Origin of the sequence: Hominenteromicrobium mulieris (assembly GCF_046197855.1) — a bacterium.
GTDB classification, from domain to species: domain Bacteria; phylum Bacillota; class Clostridia; order Oscillospirales; family Acutalibacteraceae; genus Hominenteromicrobium; species Hominenteromicrobium mulieris.
Genome location: NZ_CP173188.1, coordinates 395,197 through 412,340, shown reverse-complemented (window position 1 = coordinate 412,340; position 17,144 = coordinate 395,197). Strand labels below are relative to the sequence as shown.

The following is a 17,144-nucleotide window of genomic DNA, read 5'->3' as shown; positions in this document are numbered from 1 at the left end:
TTATACCGGCTCGCCCGACCAGATTGCCGTGCTGCCGCAGGGCAGAACAAGCCCCGTTTCCGTCACCGACAAACCGATTTCATCGGCGGAAACATAGCCGCCGAACTTCGGGCGCAGCAAAACGCCGAGCAGATACGCCATAACGGACGGAGAAAGTCCCGTTGTGTACGAATTCAAAATAAAGAACAGCGGATCGTCCGTCAAGACCGGCACGCACATTTCAACAAGACCGTAAAGCTGTTCCTCAAGCTTCCATACCTCGCCGCCGGGGCCGCGCCCGTAGGACGGCGGGTCCATGATGATGCCGTCGTAATGGTTGCCGCGGCGAATTTCGCGCTGCACGAATTTCACGCAGTCATCGACAAGCCAGCGCACCGGGCGCTCTGCCAAATTCGATGCCGCTGCGTTTTCGCGCGCCCACTGCACCATGCCCTTGGAGGCATCTACATGCGTGACCGTCGCGCCCGCTTCCATACACGCGAGCGTCGCCGCGCCGGTGTAGCCGAATAAGTTTAGAATTTTAATTTCGCGCTCGGGATTTTTCTCCTTTGCCGCGCGGATGCGCGCCGCGGTGTAATCCCAGTTCACGGCCTGCTCCGGGAAAACGCCCGTGTGTTTAAAGCCCATGGGCTTTAAGCGGAACGTGAGGTCGCCGCGCGTGATTTTCCACACGTCCGGCAGCTTTTTATAAACCTCCCATTTGCCGCCGCCCGTAGAGGAACGCTTATAGCGCGCGTGAGCGGAACGCCAACGGGGATCTTTTTTCTCCGACTTCCAGATAATCTGCGGATCGGGGCGGATGAGGAGAATGTCTCCCCACCGCTCCAACCGCTCGCCGGAGCCGGTATCAATCAATTCATAGTCTTTCCAGTTTGCTGCTCTCATCAGACCAATTCTTCCTTAATCACTTCAGAAATATCGTTTGCAAGCTTTTCAATCAGCGTCAAATCTCTGCCTTCCACCATGACGCGCAGCAGCGGCTCTGTGCCGGACGGGCGCACAATGACGCGGCCTTCTCCGTTCAGCGTTGCGGTTGCCTGCTGAATAGCCTTCTTCACCTTCGGGTCGGTGTGGAACGCCAGCTTGCCCTCCGGCGAGACCTTGATATTCACCATCGTCTGCGGGTAACGCTCCATGACGGTCTTGAGGGAAGAAAGCTTTGCTTCGCGCTGCTTTAAGATGCTCAAAAGCTGCGCTGCCGTCAGCTGGCCGTCGCCGGTCGTTGCGAAATCGCGGAAAATGACGTGGCCGCTCTGCTCGCCGCCAAAGCTGTAGTTTTCAAGCAGCATTTCTTCCAGCACGTAACGATCGCCGACCTTCGTCGCTTCAAAGTGGATGCCGTTTGCTTCGCAGCACTTTACAAAGCCGAGGTTCGTCATGATGGTGCCGACGATGCAGTCCTTATTCAGCTTACCGCGGCTCTTCATATCGAGGCCGCAGATTGCCATGATGAAGTCGCCGTCGATGACTTCGCCGTTTTCGTCCACGGCAAGGCAGCGGTCGGCGTCGCCGTCAAACGCGATGCCCGCATCGACCTTATGCGTCTTCACATATTCCACGAGCGATTTCATATGGGTGGAACCGCAGTTATCGTTGATGTTCGTGCCGTTCGGCTCATCATGCAGCATGTGCACCTTGGCGCCGAGCTCCGTAAACAGTGTTTCCGCCGTCATCGCGGAGGAACCGTTCGCGCAGTCGAGCGCGATTTCAAGGCCCGTCAGTGAGAAGTGCACCGTGGACTTCACGTGATCGATGTAATCGCGCAGCGCGTTCGGCGCATACGACACCGTGCCGAGGTCGCTGTCTGCAGGCAGCGGCGGCAGAGCCGCTTCGCCGAGGATCAGAGACTCAATGCGCTCCTCAAGGTCGTCCGGCAGCTTGTAGCCGTCGCCGCTGAAAATTTTAATGCCGTTATACTCGTAAGAGTTGTGTGATGCAGAGATCATCACACCGGCGTCTGCCTTGTATTTTTCCACAAGGTACGCCACAGCCGGAGTAGGCACAACGCCCAGCAGAACGACCGATGCGCCTACGCTGCACAGGCCGGCCGCCATGGCGTTTTCCAGCATGTCGCTCGAAAGGCGGGTATCCTTGCCGATGATGACGCGCGGGTGGCGGTTTGATTTGTTGATGAGCACGGCAGCGGCCGCGCGGCCAAGCTTCATTGCAAGCTCGCAGGTGAGGTCATGGTTCGCGACACCGCGAACACCGTCTGTACCGAATAATCTTCCCATAATCGTATGCTCCTTTTTATGTCAAAAATTTTAAGGGGTAACTTTTTTGATTCTTTTCAACCTGTTCCCCCGCATGCCGATTACATGCGTTCCCAAAAGAGTGTCATACGTCGAATCTCGGATTATCGTCCGCAACGGTTCCCGACGGCGTAAGTCCGAGGTGCAAGTAAGCCGCGCGTGTGGCACAGCGGCCGCGCGGGGTACGCTGCAAAAAGCCGATCTGCATCAGATACGGCTCCACAACGTCTTCGATCGTCACGGCTTCCTCGCCAATGGCCGCCGCCAGCGTTTCTACACCCACGGGGCCGCCGTTATAATACTGGATAATCGCGTTCAGCATGCGTCTGTCGCCGGAATCGAGCCCAAGCTCGTCAATCTCGAGGCGGTCAAGCGCAATCTTCGCCGTGCTGTATGTGATGACGCCGTCGCTCATGATCTGCGCAAAGTCGCGCACGCGCTTTAACATGCGGTTTGCGATACGCGGCGTACCGCGCGAGCGCGAGGCAATCTCCAGCGCACCGTCCGCTTCAATGTCAATACCTAAAATGCCGGCGCTGCGGGTGACGATTTTCGCAAGCTCCTTCGGCTCGTAGAGCTCCAAACGCAGCACCACGCCGAAACGGTCGCGCAGCGGCGCAGAAAGCTGACCGGCTCTCGTCGTTGCACCGACAAGCGTAAAGCGCGGCAGCGGCAGATGATAGGACGCCGCCATTTGTCCCTTGCCTGTAATAATGTCGAGCGCAAAGTCCTCCATGGCGGGGTACAAGATCTCCTCCACACTGCGCGGCAGACGGTGAATCTCATCGATGAACAGCACGTCGCCGGGGTTCAGATTCGTCAATAATGCGGCGAGGTCGCCCGGCTTTTCGATAGCCGGGCCGCTCGTGATGCGCAGATTGACACCGAGCTCGTTTGCAATGATGCCCGCAAGCGTCGTTTTGCCGAGACCCGGCGGGCCGTAGAGCAAAACGTGGTCAAGCGATTCTTTTCTCTGCTTTGCCGCCTGAATGAACACCTCTAAGTTTTCTTTTACCTTTTCCTGGCCCACATAGTCCGCAAAGGTACGCGGGCGCAGCGGGTTTTCCACCTCCGCGTCCTCCGGCACATACTCCGGCGCAATGACGCGGTTTTCAAAATCCATTTCGTTGTCTCTGTCAAACGTCACGCGAAAAGCACTCTCCTTTCAGCGTGTATTAAAAGCGGCTTGCCATACTCTTTAAAGCGCCGCGAATAAGTTCTTCCGTAGAGAGGGAGCCGTCCAGCTTCGCCACGGCCTGCGCGGCTTCGGACTGTGTATAACCGAGCACAATAAGCGCCTGTACGGCCTGCTCGGCGTTCTGAGACGCAGAAACAATGCCCGCGTCGTCCGTGCCGGTCAGTTCCAGCGTGCCGCCCGTAAAGCCCATCTTCTTCACGCGGTCTTTCAATTCCAGCACGATGCGCTGTGCAAGCTTCGGGCCCACGCCGCTCGCCTTTGTAAACTTTTTGCTGTCGCCGGAGGCCGCCGCCATGGCAACGCCCTCCGGGGTCATTTCGGATAAAATGGAGAGCGCCGCCTTCGGGCCCACGCCGCTGATGGTCGTCAGCATCTTGTAGCAGTTCAGCTCGCTTTTTGTAGAGAAGCCGTATAAATCAAGCGCGTCCTCGCGCACGTTTAAATGCGTATAGACCGTAGCCGTTTCGCCGATGCGCGGCATGTTTTTCTGCGTATTCATGGAAGTGAAGCACTTAAACGCCACGCCACCGCATTCAATAGCGACAACGCCCGGCTCCATGTGTACAAGTTTCCCGGTAAGACTGTAAAACATCGCTTTTGTCCTTTCTATACCCTCTGTACTCTCTGTCCAAATAGACGGCGTTACCTCAAAAACTGCCGCAGCGCCGTGCCGGAGGCATGGCAGTGGCAAATGGCAATGGCGAGCGCGTCCGCCGTGTCGTCCGGCTTCGGCACCTCACGCAGGCACAAAAGTCGGCGGGTCATTTCCATCACCTGCGGCTTTAAAGCCTTGCCATATCCCGTAACGGCCAATTTCACCTGCACGGGGGTGTATTCAAAAACAGGCACGCGGGCCTTCTGCGCCGCAAGCAAAATGACGCCACGGGCTTCCGCCACACCGATGCCGGTCGTTTTATTGTTTGAAAAATAGAGCTTTTCCACGGAGATCGCATCCGGGTGATACTGCGCCAAAACCTGCGCGATGCCGTCGTAAATAATCTCCAAACGGCGGTTGAAATCCGTGCCCGCTTTGGTTGTCACCGCGCCGTGCTCCAACGTGCGGTAACGGTTATTTTTCATTTCCACCACGCCGTAGCCGACAATGGCGTAGCCGGGGTCGATGCCGAGAACGATCATGCCGTTTTTCCTTTCAAAACCAAAGGGCAGAAAAGCCCATACTGCCTTATAGTATATCATATCTCAGCCCTTTTGAATAGCCGAAAATTCCGAAAAAATTGTGAACGGCACGCGGGTTTTCCGTATAAAAAGCGGACACACCGCCAAAAAGCCGTGTGCCCGCCAAAACTTATGAAATTTTATTCGATGAGTGCCTGCGTGCGCGCTGCCATGTCTGAAATGTGCACAAGCCCGAAGCCGTCCACGCCGGAAAGCACACGGTCGTTGAGCGGCGCCGTCCAAACCTCCGGCAAAAGCTGCGCACCCAGCACCATGCCGAGCACAGAGCCCGCCGTAGCGCAGTTGCAGTCCGTGTCAAAGCCCATCGTCAGGCACAGCTCCATCGTGTAGGTGAAGTCCTTTTTGCCCCAGAGTAAGCCCATCGCAACGATGGCCGCGTTCGAGATGGTGTGGCACCAGTGGTGCGGGTTGTTCTCATCGTACTTGCCGAGGATGTACGCTTTCGTCTCTTCCGCGGTGTCGCCGCTTTCAAAACGGCTCAAAATCTCTGCAAGCTCTTTATAAAGGCGGCTCTTTTTCGGGATCTGCTTCATGCCGGAGCGGATGATCGTCGGCATGTCGTCGTTGACCGCCGCTTTCGCGAGCATCGAGGCGATCCACATTTCGCCGTAGATGCCGTTTTTCACGTGGGAGATGGATGCATCGCGCCACGCCATTTCCGCCGCCGTTTCCGTATCGCCCGGGCAGATGTAGCCGAACAGGTCGCCCCTGATCTGCGCGCCGATCCACTCCCTATACGGGTTGCGATACGCGGCCGACTCCGGCGGGAAAATTGATTGTGCCAAATTGATATACGCCACGCGTTCCGCCGTGCACAGGTGTAAAAGTGGCAGGTTCATCAGCCAGTTTTCCGCCGCGTCGTCCGGCGTAAAATCACGTCCGTACTGCTCGACAAGCTTCAACGCGATGAGCGTGTAGTTCGTGTCGTCGTCCTCCGGCATATAGGAGACATTGTTGATCCACCCGGTTTTCTCCGCACCGTAGGCGTGCCCGTCGTCGCGCACGTTGTACTTTTCGCGCAGGATAGGCCCGATGTCGGACGAAATGTAGTTTTGCAGCGGCAAATTGCCGGTCTCCTTTAAAAGCCCGTTGATGCGTGCGCGCCGCCAGCCCTCTACCGGCTGACCCAAAAGGCAGCCTGCGCAGCGGCCGAGCCACGCGCCGTAAATTTTGTCGTAATCCGCTTCCGCTTTTTCCTTCGGCTCGCCGGCGGAAGCCGCTTTGATGCCCGGAAGGTCAGACGGCTCGTCTTTGTCCTGCGAGTTTTCAAGCGCACAAAGCTGCTCCAAAAGCTCTGCGCCCGCGGCGGTACGCGCCGCGCCGCGCGGCATTTCCTTTACCTGCTCGGCACATTCTTTAAAGCGTGCGGCATCTTCTGCGCCCTCTTCGATCCTCTGCTCGATCTCAATGGGCAAAGCGTCACAAAAATCAAACCACGGCTGTTCTCTGAGCATAAGCTGTCTCCTCTCCGGCGCGTGCGCGTCTGCATAATTATACGGTATGAGAGCGCCCAGCGCGTAATGACCAAAACGGTTGTTTCACGCACAGTTTCCGTGCGTTTTTTGTTCAGACCCCGACAAATCGCATCGGAATATTCTTATTTATAATTATACCGCATACTTTCTCAAAAGGCAAATATAAAACGCCGTGCGAAAACACAGCGTTTTGTACAATCAATCTTTCATTAACGTGACCATAACGGCCTTTTGTGCGTGCAAACGATTCTCCGCTTCGTCGAAGATCGGGCCCGCGTTCGCTTCAAACACCTCTTCGGTGATCTCCTCGCCGCGGTGTGCCGGCAGGCAGTGCTGCACAATGGCGTCGCTCTTTGCCACACCCATGATCTTCTCATCGATGCAGTAGCCCGCAAACGCCTTTTCACGTGCCGCGCGCTCTTCTTCCTGACCCATAGATGTCCACACATCCGTGATGACGACGTCCGCGTCCTTTGCAGCGACCATCGGGTCGTCCGTCAGGGTGAAGCAATCGTAACCGGCTGCAAAGTCCAGGATCTCCTGCGGCGGGCGGTAACCCTCCGGGCAAGCCACAGCAACTTCCATGCCGACCTTCAGGCCGCCGACGATGAGGGAGTTCATCATATTGTTGCCGTCGCCGATGAAGCACATCTTCAGGCCGTCGAACGAGCCCTTATATTCGCGGATCGTCATGAGGTCCGCTAAGATCTGGCACGGGTGGCAGAAGTCCGTCAGGCCGTTGATGACCGGCACGGAGCCGTATTTTGCAAGGTCTTCAACTTCCTTCTGCTCAAAGGTGCGGATCATAATGCCGTCCACATAGCGGGAGAGCACGCGTGCGGTATCCTGCACCGGCTCACCGCGGCCGATCTGCGAGCCCTCGCCCGCCAGCACAACGGCATAGCCGCCAAGCTGATTGATGCCCACTTCAAACGAAACGCGCGTTCTGGTGGAAGACTTCTCAAAGATCATGGCAAGGCACTTGCCCTTTAAGTGGTGGTGCTCAATGCCGTGCTTTGTCTCATACTTGAGCTGGTCGGCAAGGTTCAGGATGTCGATGATCTCCTCTTTGGAGAGATCGAGCAGTTTTAATAAATGTTTCATGGGGATTTCCTCCGTTTATTTGATCTGTTCCGCAAAAATCGCGAGACCGGCATCGATCTCTTCTTTGGTGATGGTAAGCGGCGGCAGGAAGCGCACAAGGTCCTTCGCCGTCAAAATGAGCAGGCCCGCTTTCGCGCAAGCGTTCAGCACGTCGTGGGCGTCCTTGTCCTTCACTTTCACGCCGATCATCATGCTGCGGCCGCGGACAAACTCGACGTTCGGCATTTTAAGCAGCTGCTCTTTAAAATACTCGCCCTTTTCCTGCACTTCTTTCAAAAATTCCGGCTTGGATACGCGGGAGACGACCTCCACCGCGCCGGCACACACCACGGGGTTTGCACCGAACGTGGAGCCGTTCATGCCGGGGGCAAAAACGTCTTTTACTTTCTCGCCCGCAATGCACACGCCGATCGGCAAACCGCCGCCAAGGCCCTTTGCCGCCGTTACAACGTCCGGCAGAATGCCCGCGCGCTGGTAGCTGAAGAAGTAGCCCGTGCGGCCGATGCCCGTCTGCACTTCGTCAAGCATCATCAGCACGTCATGCTCCGTGCACAGCTCGCGCACGGCCTTCAAATAGTCTTCCTCCATCGGCACCACGCCGCCTTCGCCCTGCACGCTTTCAAGCAGCACGGCGCAGACCTCGGGGTCAGCGAGCTTCGCTTTCAGGTCTTCCACGTCGTTGCCCTTTGCGTACACAAAGCCCTCGGTCAGCGGGGTGAAAAGCTGATGAAAGCCGTCCTGACCCGTTGCTGCCAGTGTGGTGAGCGTTCTGCCGTGGAAGGAATTTTCCAGTGTGATAACCTTATACGCGTGCTTCTTTTCGCCGTATTTACGGGCGATTTTAATGGCGCACTCGTTCGCTTCCGCGCCGCTGTTGCAGAAGAACGAACGGCAAAGGCCGCTGTTTTTTGCAAGCAGTTCCGCAAGCTGTGTGTTTTTATCACAGTAATAATAGTTCGACATGTGCTGAATTTTGCCCGCCTGTTCGGTGACGGCCTTCACCCAGTCCTCGTCGCAATAGCCCAGCACATTTACGCCGATGCCGGAAGTGAAATCGTAGTAATGCTTGCCCTCCACGTCCCAAGCCTCGGCGTTTTTGCCGTGGCTGAGCGCCACGTCCACACGGCCGTAGGAATGGAGGATATACTCCTGTTCCTGCTTTTTAATTGCTTCAAAACTCATATTCAAAATTCCTTTTGTTTCCACAATATCGTCTGTACCCTGTTGAAAACATATCCGTACTTGTCTTCCACACCGATACTATCGCCGACGAACCCCGGTGCTTCTCCCATTCGCCGTTTTCGTTCACGGGTACGGGCGCGGTTTTTCCCTCTTAATAGAACATCGTGCCGATGCCTTCATCGGTGAAGAGCTCGACCAGAATGGAGTGCGGCGTTCTGCCGTCGATGATATGCGCGCGCTCTACGCCGCGGCGCACAGCCTCCACGCAGCAGTCAATCTTCGGAATCATGCCGCCGCTGATGATGCCGTCGCGCTTCAGCTTCGGCACGTCGCTGACGTTTACGACCGGGATAAGCGTGTTTTCATCGTCCTTATCCCGCAGCAGACCGACAATGTCGGTCATCAAAATGAGCTTGCGCGCGCCGAGCTCCGCCGCAATGCGCGCCGCCGCCACATCGGCGTTGATGTTGTACACCTCACCGTGGTAGCCTGCCGCCACCGTGGAGATAACGGGTGTGTAGCCGGAAGCAATGGCATCTTCAACGATCTTCGTGTTCACTTCGCGGATCTCGCCCACAAAGCCGAGGTCTTCGGCTGCGGGCAGCTTATCCGCCTTCAGCATGGAACCGTCAAGGCCGCACAGGCCGACCGCCTTGCCGCCGGTGTTTTCCAAAAGCTGTACGAGGTCTTTATTGACTTTGCCTGCCAGCACCTGCTGCACAATGTCCATCGTCTCCGCGTCGGTATAGCGCATACCGCCGACAAAGCGGCTTTCCTTGCCGATCTTTTTCAGCATGCCGCTGATCTCCGGGCCGCCGCCGTGCACCAGCACGACATTCACGCCGACGAGCTGCATCAGCACAATATCGTTCATCACGGCTTCTTTCAGCTCCGGGTTAATCATAGCATTGCCGCCGTATTTGACGACGATGGTCTCGCCCGCCCACCTTTTGATATACGGCATCGCCTGCACGAGCACATGGGCGCGGTCGCTGTTCGAGATGCCGATCTTCTTTTCTTCACTCATGTTCTGTAATCTCCGTTGATTTTCACATAGTCATAGGTGAGGTCGCAGCCGAAGGCTTCCGCCTCCGCGTCGCCGCTGTTGAGCTCCACCAGAATGGTAATTTCCTTTTCATGCAGCACCTTTGCGGCTTCTTCCTCGCTGAAGTTGATGCCCGCACCGTTCACGCAGACATCTACCTGCCCGTACGCGCTCTTAAAGGACACGTCCACCTTGTTGATGTCGATATCCGCGCCGGCATAACCGATGGCGCACAGCACGCGGCCCCAGTTGGCGTCTTCGCCGAACATGGCAGCCTTGAGCAGAGAGGAGCAGATGACGGACTTTGCAACCGTCTTCGCCGTCTCCCAGTCCTTCGCGCCGGTCGTCTTGCAGATGAGCAGCTTTGTTGCGCCCTCGCCGTCGCCCGCCATCATCATGGAAAGCTTTCTGCAAACCGCCGTCAGCGCCTCAAGAAACGTCTTGTACGCTTCGTTTTCTTCGGTGATCTCCTCGTTTTCCGCCTCGCCGTTCGCCATAATGGCAAGCGTGTCGTTCGTGGAGGTATCGCCGTCCACGCTGATCATGTTGAATGTGGTGTCTGCCGCCGCCTTAATGGCCTTTTGCAGCATCGGCACGGAAATGGCGCAGTCCGTCGTGACAAAGCACAGCATCGTCGCCATATTCGGGTGGATCATGCCGGAGCCCTTGGAGATGCCGCCGATGCGCACTTCTTTGTCGCCGAGCGTAATCTTTACGGCGCACTCTTTTTCGATGGTGTCGGTCGTCATGATGGCCTTTGCCGCCATGTTGGAGCCGTTTTCGTTCAGCAGTGCCGCCAACGCCGGGGCTGCATTCTCAATCGGCGCGATCGGCAAAATCTGCCCGATAACGCCCGTAGACGCGACGATGACATCGTGCGGGTCAATGCCGAGCGCTTCGCCCGCGATTTCGCACATGCGCCACGCTTTCTTTTCGCCGTCTGCGTTGCAGGTGTTGGCGTTGCCGCTGTTGCAGATGACCGCCTGTGCGCGGCCGTCCGCAATATTTTTGCGCGTGACAAGAATCGGCGCACCCTTTACAAGGTTCTGCGTGTAAACGCCTGCCGCCGCACACGGTGTTTTGCTGAAAATCATAGCCAGATCGGCTTTGGACTTATTTTTACGGATGCCGCAGTGGATGCCGCCGGCTAAAAAGCCCTTGGCCGCGGTGACGCCGCCTTCGATAAACTGCATACTGAATTGCTCCTTATATAAAAATCGCTTTCCCTTAATTTCGTACTCTTTTAGAATGCCGGCGGAACGAGCTTTAAGCCGCAGGTCTCGTCCAGACCGAACAGAATGTTCATGTTCTGAATGGCCTGCCCTGCCGCGCCCTTCACCATGTTATCGATAGCGCTGATGGCGATGAACGTGCCGGTGCGCAGGTCCGTAAAAATGGACACATCGCAGAAATTCGTGTACTTGATGTTGTGAATATCGGCGCTCTTGCCCTTTGGCAGCAAACGCACAAACGGCTCTTTGCCGTATCTTTCCTCATACGCCGCGCGAAGCATTTCCTCCGTAACGCCCGGCTTGAGTTTTGCATAGCATGTCGCTAAAATGCCGCGGTTCACCGGCAGCAGATGCGGCACGAACGTGATGTGCATTTTCTCACCCGAAATTTTGGAAAGCGTCTGTTCGATTTCCGGCGTATGGCGGTGGCACGCGACTTTATACGCGGACATCCCCTCATTCAGCTCCGGGTAGTGGCTGTTCTGCGCCGGCTTTCTGCCCGCGCCGGTCACGCCGGACGCGCAGTTTGCGATGATACCGGTCGTCTCGATATAGCCCTTTTCCAGTGCCGGCACAAGTGCAAGCGGCACCGCCGTGGTGTAGCAGCCCGGGTTTGCAACGAGCTTTGTCTTCTTAATTTCCTCGCGGAACAGCTCCGGCAGACCGTACACGGCTTTTTCGTGCAGCGCCTTATCCGTAAATGTGCCGCCGTACCACTCGGTGTATTCTTCCTCGCTCTTTAAGCGGAAGTCCGCGCCGAGGTCGATGAACGCCTTGCCTTTTTTGTCACACTCCGCAGCAAGCTCCTGCGAAAGGCCGTGCGGCAAAGCGGCAAAGATGACATCGCTTTTTTCCACAACCGCTTCCTGCGTGGTGCAGATGAGGTCGCACATTTCGCGGTATGCCGGGTAAACGTCCGACAAAGCCTGTCCCTCAAAGCTTACAGAGCTGATGGCCGCAAGCTCCGCTGCGGGATGCCCCGCAATCAGGCGGCAGATCTCCGCGCCCGCATAACCGGTGGCGCCCACGACGCCGACCTTAATCTTTTCCATTTTGATACCCCCAACAAAGGTAAAATTGAATTTATAGCCCGTTTACGATCGTGCGCACTTCTTTTGCCGCCGCGCGGACGTTCTCCGGGCACGGCGCACCCTTGACCTTGCGGTCGCGCACGCATTTTTCAAGGTTGATGGCCTCGTACACGCCCTCGTCGAACGCATTACAGACCTTTTTGTATTCGTCGATCGGCAGCGTCTCCAGCGTCAGGCCGCGCTCGATGCACAAGGCGACAAGCTCGCCCGTAATCTTATACGCATCGCGGAACGGCAGGCCCTTTGAAGCCACCAGATAATCCGCGCAATCCGTTGCATTGATGAAGCCCTTTGCCGCTGCGGCGCGCATGTTCTCTTTCAAAACGCGCATTGTTTTCAGCATCGGGATAAACGGCGTCAGGCACAGGCGCAGGGTATCCACCGCGTCAAACACGGCTTCCTTGTCCTCCTGCATGTCCTTGTTGTACGCGAGCGGCAGACCCTTCATCATGGTCAAAAGCGCCATCAGGTCGCCGAACACGCGGCCGCTCTTGCCGCGGATAAGCTCCGTAATATCCGGGTTCTTCTTCTGCGGCATGATGCTGGAGCCGGTGGAAAACGCGTCGTCCAGCTCGATGAATTTAAACTCCCACGAGCACCAAAGAATGATCTCCTCGGAAAATCTCGAAAGATGCACCATCGCAAGCGAAATCGCCGCGGCGATTTCCGCGCAGAAATCGCGGTCGGCAACGCCGTCGAGGCTGTTGCGGCTCACGCCGGAGAAGCCGAGCAGCTTCGCCGTCAAATCACGGTCGAGCGGGTACGTCGTTCCGGCCAAAGCGCCGGAGCCGAGCGGGCAAACGTCCATACGCTTTAACGCGTCCTGCATACGGCCGATGTCGCGCAGGAACATTTCGGCATACGCCATTAAATGATGCCCGAACGTGATGGGCTGTGCGCGCTGCAAATGCGTGTAGCCCGGCATAACGGTGTCGGCATATTCCTCCGCCTGGTCGCACAGTACGTTGATGAGCTCTTTTAACTGTTCCATGAGCCCCGCGCACTCCTTGCGCAGCGTCAGACGAACATCCAGCGCAACCTGATCGTTGCGGCTGCGAGCGGTATGTAATCTCTTGCCTGCGTCGCCGATGCGCGCCGTCAGCTCGCCCTCGATAAACGTGTGAATATCTTCGGCATCGGGGTCAATGTGCAGAGCGCCCGTCTCGATGTCCTTTTCGATTTTCTCAAGCTCCGCGCAGATCTTTTCGCTTTCGCCTTTATCGATAATTCCCGCCGCGCCGAGCATTGTGGCATGCGCAATGCTGCCCTCAATGTCCTCTTTGTACATGCGGCTGTCAATAGAAATAGACGAGTTAAAGTCGTTCGTCTTCGGGTCTGCCTCCTTCTGGAAGCGGCCTTTCCATAATTTCATGGCTGAATCTTTCCTTCCCGTTTATGGCAGAAAAGGGCAGGCAGATGAATGCCTACCCTAAATCTACTTTTGGATTATTTATTTTCGGTCTTTGCCTTCATGTGTGCATAAACCTTGATCGGCAGGCCGAACAGGTTGATGAAGCCGTCTGCATCCGCCTGATTGTAGACCTCATCCTCATCGAACGTTGCGATCTCCGGGTCATACAGGCTGTACGGAGAGGTGACACCTGCATCAATGATGTTGCCCTTATAAAGCTTCAGCTTGACATCGCCGGTAACGGTCTGCTGGGTGGAATCTACAAATGCGGAAAGCGCCTCGCGCAGCGGGGTGAACCACTGGCCGTAGTAAACAAGTTCCGCAAACTTCAAACCGATCTGCTGCTTGTAGTGGAACGTGTCTCTGTCCAGGCACAGCTCTTCAAGCTTATTGTGTGCGTGGTAAAGGATTGCACCGCCCGGAGTCTCATAAACGCCGCGGCTCTTCATGCCGACAAGTCTGTTCTCTACGATATCCGCAAGGCCTACGCCGTTCTTGCCGCCGAGCTCGTTGAGCGTCGTTACAACTTCCACACCGTTCATTTCCTTGCCGTTGATGGCGGTCGGCTTGCCCTTTTCAAAATGAATCGTCACATAAGTGGGCTCGTCCGGGGCCTGCTCCGGGGAAACGCCGAGCTCAAGGAAGCCCGGGTGGTTGTACTGCGGCTCGTTTGCCGGATCTTCAAGGTCAAGGCCCTCATGGGACAGATGCCAGATGTTCTTATCCTTGGAGTAGTTTGTTTCACGGTTGATCTTCAGCGGAATGTTGTGTGCTTCCGCATACTCGATTTCTTCTTCTCTCGATTTGATGCTCCACTCTCTCCACGGAGCGATGATGGTCATTTCGGGAGCAAACGCCTTAATGGTCAGCTCGAAACGAACCTGATCGTTGCCCTTGCCGGTGCAGCCGTGGCAGATGGCGTCTGCGCCCTCGGCCTTGGCAATTTCAACGATGCGCTTTGCGATGATCGGGCGGGCAAAGGACGTGCCGAGCAGGTACTTGTTCTCGTAGACCGCACCTGCCTGTACGGTGGGATAAACATATTCCTGAATGAATTCTTCCTTGAGGTCTTCAATGTAGAGCTTCGATGCACCGGTCTTCAGTGCTTTTTCTTCCAGACCGTCAAGCTCCGTGCCCTGACCCACGTCGGCGGAAACCGCGATGACCTCGCAGTTGTTGTAGTTTTCCTTCAGCCACGGGATGATGATGGAGGTATCCAGACCACCGGAGTACGCCAGAACGACCTTTTTAATATCCTTCTTTGCCTTTGCCATGATGTAACCCTTCCTTTTTTCATAAACCGCCGTCATCGTGCGGCGGAGAATTATTTGTTTCAACGGTCATTATTATACACCGTTTTCCGGAAAAATCAACCCTTTTCTTGAATATTTATTCATCTTTTTTGAAAGTTGTCGAAATTTCCAGATTTCATGCGGGTTTTTCGGCTTTGTATTTGTGTATTTTTCAAAATTCAATCTTCAAAAATATGCATTTTCGAATGAATATAGCGCATATTATACATTTGTATACACTGCTTTATACATTTTCGCTTTCGGAATTGTTTTCTACGATATAGGGCTTTATCAGCGCCATTTCGCGCGGCTCCACACGGGCATGAATAAGGAGCCCTTCCGGCACGTATTCTTCGGAGACGAGCGCGCCCACTTTTCTCAGCTGTGCCGCAATGCCCGTCTTTGCAAACGGCAGCAGCGCCGTCACGTCCACAGGCTTCACCGGCAGGTTATCTTCAATCGCCTGCAAAAGCGCCGGGATGCCTTCGTTTTTCAGCGCACTGATGCGCACCGCGCCCGTCAAATGCAAAGCGCTGTCCGCATCGCCCACAAGATCCCATTTATTGAGCACCGGGATAACCGGGCGGTCACCGCAGCCGAGGCTCTGCAAAATTTCATTTGTCACGTCCAAGTGCGTGCGCGCTTCGGGGCTGGAAGCATCGCACACGTTCAAAATGATGTCCGCCGTTGCAGCCTGCTCCAACGTGGAGCGAAACGCCTCCACCAAATGGTGCGGCAAGCGGCGCACAAGGCCGACCGTATCGATGAGCATAACGGTCTTGCCGCCGGGCAGCTTCAACGCGCGCGCCGTGGGGTCCAGCGTCGCGAAAAGCTTATCCTCCGCCAAAACGCCCGCTTGCGTCAAGAGATTCATCAAGGTCGATTTGCCCGCGTTCGTGTAGCCGACAAGCGCCACCGTCACCGTGCCGTCCTTTTCGCGGCGGCGCTGCGTTTCGTGGCGGCCGACTTCAATTTTCTTCAACTGCTCGCGCAGCGCTTCAATTCTGCGGCGAATGTGTCGGCGGTCGGTCTCCAGCTTCGTTTCGCCCGGGCCGCGCGTGCCGATGCCGCCGCCGAGACGCGAAAGCGCCGTGCCTTTGCCGGTCAAACGTGGCAGAAGGTATTTCAGCTGCGCCGCTTCCACCTGCACCTTACCTGCGCGGCTCTGCGCACGCTGCGCAAAAATATCGAGGATCAGCATCGTGCGGTCCACAACGCGCACGTCTGTCGCATTTTCAAGGTTGCGGATCTGCGTCGGCGTCAGCTCGCGGTCAAAAATAATCAGCTCAATCTCGTTGTTCTCACAGAAATTCCGAATTTCCTCCACCATACCGCTGCCTACACACGTCGCGGTCTCCGGGGAGGGGCGCTTCTGCATCATCGTCGCAATAGGCTCCGCGCCGCCGCTTTTTGCAAGCTCCCACAGCTCGCGCAGCGATTCCTCCGCGTCATACTCGCCCGTGTCCAGCGAGACCAAAAGCGTGCGCTCCGGCACGATTACGTTTTCCGTATAATTCATAAGGTTCTCCTTTTTTCATTTCTGATCTATCGTTTCAAAGCCGCAGCGTTTTCCGCCGCAGTTTGTTGTTTCCCACTTTCTATTATACAGAAAACAAAGAAGAAAACAATCAATATTTATCAATCAATGGTGAATTCCTTGCATTTCTGAACTCGAAAATTTCTAATACTTATTCTAAATAATATTGACATTTAGCTGTATATATGTTAATGTTGACTTGTACAAATAACTTATTTTAAATTGAGGTGCTTCCGATGCACATTTAAAGTCTTCTTTAAATTTCGCCTTACAAACTCTAATGCGTATTTGTACATTTGAGTATTAAAAATGCTGTGTAATTATTTGCAATTTATTCTAAAGTTTATTTAGATGAAAGGAGTTTCTCATGAAGAAATTGGTCTCAACAGTCATTTCTATGCTTTTGCTTTTATCTAGCGTATTCGTATATGCAAGCGAACCCACTTTCTCCACTTCGGCGTCTCTAGAAAAAGTTCAAACATTTTCCGCTCAAACCTTACCTGAATCTATTTACAAATTCATTGAAGATTGTGATGTCGAAATCAAAGATGACTCTGTCATCTGGATTGAACAAGATAGCAATTCATCCGCTCTCCGTATTCAAAACACAGAAGGCACCAAAAAAACATTAACCAGTGTCTTTGAAATTTCAACTGACGAAGATGGTAATTCTTTCAAAAACAATTCCGTCGCCGAACTTTTAAATCCTCCTATTCAACCCGTGGACGGATACACACAGCCGTTCAATCAAGAGGGAATTAAAGTTAGTTATACATGCGTGTATAACCTTGAAATTTCGGATCGTTGGTATTACCACATGATTGGCTCATATTTCACATACAAAGCTGATGCTGGAACGGCACCCAGTTCTATTCGCCTCTGGTTTAGCGGATATGGTGATTTATATCAAAAAAGCTCATCTTCCTATAAACTTCTAAAAGAAGATCAGCACAAAGTAATTGATTTTACTCGATATGCTCCTTCAAAAAATACAATGTATTCGAAAACCGACGAAATGCCCACAAATCAATATATTGTTCCCATCAATGCAAATGGTGGTATGGAAGTAATCCTCTATGTAAATGTTGGTGGACGGCAATTATATGACCACTATATATTTTCATAATC

Annotated in this window: 15 protein-coding genes; 1 reads left to right on the top strand and 14 read right to left on the bottom strand. The window is 54.8% G+C overall.

Annotated elements, in window-relative coordinates:
* The 14 genes from ACI0CA_RS02030 to hflX all read right to left on the bottom strand — a co-directional run bounded on the left by ACI0CA_RS02030 (position 1) and on the right by hflX (position 15,998).
* Positions 1–885, bottom strand: a complete 885-nt coding sequence (locus tag ACI0CA_RS02030) for a class I SAM-dependent methyltransferase (RefSeq protein WP_343285275.1) — start codon at positions 883–885, stop codon at positions 1–3.
* Entirely contained in the window at positions 885–2,234 is a 1,350-nt protein-coding gene (glmM, locus tag ACI0CA_RS02025; RefSeq protein ID WP_446806581.1) for a phosphoglucosamine mutase, read from the bottom strand. The genes ACI0CA_RS02030 and glmM overlap by 1 nt, the downstream gene beginning before the upstream one ends.
* 103 nt (positions 2,235–2,337) lie before the next feature.
* The gene (gene ruvB / locus ACI0CA_RS02020; protein WP_446806973.1) at positions 2,338–3,375 is read right to left on the bottom strand and encodes a Holliday junction branch migration DNA helicase RuvB; all 1,038 of its coding nucleotides are present in this window, start codon (positions 3,373–3,375) and stop codon (positions 2,338–2,340) included.
* 52 nt (positions 3,376–3,427) lie between these two features.
* Positions 3,428–4,042, bottom strand: a complete 615-nt coding sequence (gene ruvA, locus ACI0CA_RS02015) for a Holliday junction branch migration protein RuvA (protein ID WP_176820608.1) — start codon at positions 4,040–4,042, stop codon at positions 3,428–3,430.
* Positions 4,043–4,092: 50 nt separating this feature from the next.
* Positions 4,093–4,587, bottom strand: coding sequence for a crossover junction endodeoxyribonuclease RuvC (gene ruvC, locus ACI0CA_RS02010; RefSeq protein ID WP_176820632.1), 495 nt, complete (start codon positions 4,585–4,587; stop codon positions 4,093–4,095).
* Between the two features lie 179 nt (positions 4,588–4,766).
* Positions 4,767–6,101 carry an ADP-ribosylglycohydrolase family protein gene (locus ACI0CA_RS02005; protein ID WP_308449273.1) on the bottom strand — a complete coding sequence of 445 codons (1,335 nt, stop codon included), beginning with the start codon at positions 6,099–6,101 and terminating at the stop codon, positions 4,767–4,769.
* A gap of 219 nt (positions 6,102–6,320) precedes the next feature.
* The gene (argF, locus tag ACI0CA_RS02000) at positions 6,321–7,226 is read right to left on the bottom strand and encodes an ornithine carbamoyltransferase (RefSeq protein ID WP_308449272.1); all 906 of its coding nucleotides are present in this window, start codon (positions 7,224–7,226) and stop codon (positions 6,321–6,323) included.
* A 15-nt stretch (positions 7,227–7,241) separates the two neighbouring features.
* Complete coding sequence (locus tag ACI0CA_RS01995; protein ID WP_446806582.1) at positions 7,242–8,408, bottom strand: aspartate aminotransferase family protein; 1,167 nt, start codon at positions 8,406–8,408, stop codon at positions 7,242–7,244.
* 151 nt (positions 8,409–8,559) lie between these two features.
* Complete coding sequence (argB, locus tag ACI0CA_RS01990) at positions 8,560–9,435, bottom strand: acetylglutamate kinase (RefSeq protein WP_308449270.1); 876 nt, start codon at positions 9,433–9,435, stop codon at positions 8,560–8,562.
* Positions 9,432–10,646, bottom strand: coding sequence for a bifunctional glutamate N-acetyltransferase/amino-acid acetyltransferase ArgJ (gene argJ / locus ACI0CA_RS01985; RefSeq protein ID WP_343285277.1), 1,215 nt, complete (start codon positions 10,644–10,646; stop codon positions 9,432–9,434). Before argJ ends, argB begins: the two co-directional genes overlap by 4 nt.
* 50 nt (positions 10,647–10,696) lie before the next feature.
* Complete coding sequence (argC, locus tag ACI0CA_RS01980; protein WP_308449268.1) at positions 10,697–11,737, bottom strand: N-acetyl-gamma-glutamyl-phosphate reductase; 1,041 nt, start codon at positions 11,735–11,737, stop codon at positions 10,697–10,699.
* Between the two features lie 31 nt (positions 11,738–11,768).
* Positions 11,769–13,148, bottom strand: coding sequence for an argininosuccinate lyase (gene argH, locus ACI0CA_RS01975; RefSeq protein WP_308449267.1), 1,380 nt, complete (start codon positions 13,146–13,148; stop codon positions 11,769–11,771).
* A gap of 74 nt (positions 13,149–13,222) precedes the next feature.
* Positions 13,223–14,461 (bottom strand): argininosuccinate synthase, encoded by a 1,239-nt coding sequence (locus ACI0CA_RS01970; RefSeq protein WP_308449266.1) that lies wholly within the window; start codon positions 14,459–14,461, stop codon positions 13,223–13,225.
* Positions 14,462–14,723: 262 nt separating this feature from the next.
* A complete protein-coding gene (gene hflX / locus ACI0CA_RS01965; protein ID WP_308449265.1) occupies positions 14,724–15,998 on the bottom strand; it encodes a GTPase HflX in 1,275 nt (424 codons plus the stop codon).
* Between the two features lie 385 nt (positions 15,999–16,383).
* Here hflX and ACI0CA_RS01960 point away from each other — a divergent pair, with 385 nt between their 5' ends.
* The gene (locus ACI0CA_RS01960; RefSeq protein ID WP_308449264.1) at positions 16,384–17,142 is read left to right on the top strand and encodes a hypothetical protein; all 759 of its coding nucleotides are present in this window, start codon (positions 16,384–16,386) and stop codon (positions 17,140–17,142) included.
* Positions 17,143–17,144: the final 2 nt, after the last annotated feature.

Excerpts from the sequence above, each read along its gene's own strand:
- argB (WP_308449270.1), bottom strand. The coding sequence starts at position 9,435 with ATGAGTGAAGAAAAGAAGATCGGCATCTCGAACAGCGACCGCGCCCAT.
- glmM (WP_446806581.1), bottom strand. The coding sequence starts at position 2,234 with ATGGGAAGATTATTCGGTACAGACGGTGTTCGCGGTGTCGCGAACCAT.
- hflX (WP_308449265.1), bottom strand. The coding sequence starts at position 15,998 with ATGAATTATACGGAAAACGTAATCGTGCCGGAGCGCACGCTTTTGGTC.
- argF (WP_308449272.1), bottom strand. The coding sequence starts at position 7,226 with ATGAAACATTTATTAAAACTGCTCGATCTCTCCAAAGAGGAGATCATC.
- ruvC (WP_176820632.1), bottom strand. The coding sequence starts at position 4,587 with ATGATCGTTCTCGGCATCGACCCCGGCTACGCCATTGTCGGCTACGGC.
- ACI0CA_RS01960 (WP_308449264.1), top strand. The coding sequence starts at position 16,384 with ATGAAGAAATTGGTCTCAACAGTCATTTCTATGCTTTTGCTTTTATCT.
- ruvB (WP_446806973.1), bottom strand. The coding sequence starts at position 3,375 with ATGGATTTTGAAAACCGCGTCATTGCGCCGGAGTATGTGCCGGAGGAC.
- argC (WP_308449268.1), bottom strand. The coding sequence starts at position 11,737 with ATGGAAAAGATTAAGGTCGGCGTCGTGGGCGCCACCGGTTATGCGGGC.
- argJ (WP_343285277.1), bottom strand. The coding sequence starts at position 10,646 with ATGCAGTTTATCGAAGGCGGCGTCACCGCGGCCAAGGGCTTTTTAGCC.
- ruvA (WP_176820608.1), bottom strand. The coding sequence starts at position 4,042 with ATGTTTTACAGTCTTACCGGGAAACTTGTACACATGGAGCCGGGCGTT.
- ACI0CA_RS01995 (WP_446806582.1), bottom strand. The coding sequence starts at position 8,408 with ATGAGTTTTGAAGCAATTAAAAAGCAGGAACAGGAGTATATCCTCCAT.
- ACI0CA_RS01970 (WP_308449266.1), bottom strand. The coding sequence starts at position 14,461 with ATGGCAAAGGCAAAGAAGGATATTAAAAAGGTCGTTCTGGCGTACTCC.
- ACI0CA_RS02005 (WP_308449273.1), bottom strand. The coding sequence starts at position 6,101 with ATGCTCAGAGAACAGCCGTGGTTTGATTTTTGTGACGCTTTGCCCATT.
- ACI0CA_RS02030 (WP_343285275.1), bottom strand. The coding sequence starts at position 885 with ATGAGAGCAGCAAACTGGAAAGACTATGAATTGATTGATACCGGCTCC.
- argH (WP_308449267.1), bottom strand. The coding sequence starts at position 13,148 with ATGAAATTATGGAAAGGCCGCTTCCAGAAGGAGGCAGACCCGAAGACG.